1 protein-coding gene is annotated in these 1,120 nt (G+C 62.3%); it reads right to left on the bottom strand.

The window, feature by feature from the left end; all coding sequences use genetic code 11:
• Window positions 1–186: 186 nt before the first annotated feature.
• A partial coding sequence (locus RFM68_RS33485; protein WP_320237199.1) for a Ulp1 family isopeptidase occupies window positions 187–1,120 on the bottom strand: 934 nt, incomplete at its 5' end.

Below are 1,120 nucleotides of genomic sequence, written 5' to 3' on the forward strand. Positions count from 1 at the left end.
CGCCGCTCGTCCATGCCCGTCATGTTCCACCTCCGATCCAGGCCAGAGTGCGCCTGTTGACCGGCTGGCTGGCCGATTCGCAAGCGGAGGCATGTCATCGTCGCTCCCTCGTTCAGGGCCCCGCATATAAGGGGTGCTGATGTCGCCCAGAACCGCTCCAGCCAGCTCTATCAGCAGCCAGCCCAGTCAGCGCCTCAGTCGGGTTTGCAGTGCCAGCCGATCGATAACGAGGTTGTCGAGGTGCAGCACGCCTGACCGTCCTCTTTGCGCCAGGCCCCTAACCAATGCCCGCGTCCCGTCCAGCACAAAGACACCGCAATCATAGCCGTTGCTCTGCTGGGTCATGCGGGCTAGCTCCAGACGAGCGCCCAGCCGTTGTGCGAGCAGTGCTGCAGGCCCGTCGTTGTATCCCACGGCGGAATCGTAATGATAGGCAGCCGGCCTTGCCCGTTCGCGACGATCAACGAGCAGCAGCGACCAATGGCTGCCGCGGCGATTGGGATCCGAAGCACTGGCATCGCTCACTGGCAGGAACAGGAAGTCGGCTGTGTCATCACCATCGTGATCATGGACAATGCGCTGGAAGGCGCGCGTCGCCACGCTCTCGGAGCCCAAGCGCAGATGATAGTGGGCTATGAGCGGATCCACGAGCCGCGTGCGGGAGGCGAGATCCGGATTGTCCCGCTGCAGCTCCTGAATCAGAAGCATGTAATCCGCCGCGATATGCTCGTCGCTCAGCCAATCCCTGGCGCCGAGCTCTAGCCCACCGTGGCCGTGGGACGAGGCTGTCTGATTCAACGCCGCTATCTGAGCATCCGCCGATGTGCTCGGAAACGCCGGTACATAGTGAGCATCGTCACGCAACTCGTGCGGGGTGGAGGGCAAATCAACCAGAGGTTCAAGACCGCGGTAGATGTCTGACGACGGAGACCTCGCAGACGAGGAGGTGGAGGGCAAATCAACCAGAGGGTCAAGACCGCGGTAGATGTCTGAGGACGGAGACCTCGCAGACGAGGGCGTGGAGGACTGCATCTGCGTGGTGAGCCAATCCCAAGCTCCCTCGAACGGAGTATGCGGAGCTGAGGAAAACTCTTGAAACGAGCTGGCCTGCTGGGCGCCT

The organism is Mesorhizobium montanum (genome assembly GCF_033977145.1).
Lineage (GTDB): Bacteria > Pseudomonadota > Alphaproteobacteria > Rhizobiales > Rhizobiaceae > Mesorhizobium > Mesorhizobium montanum.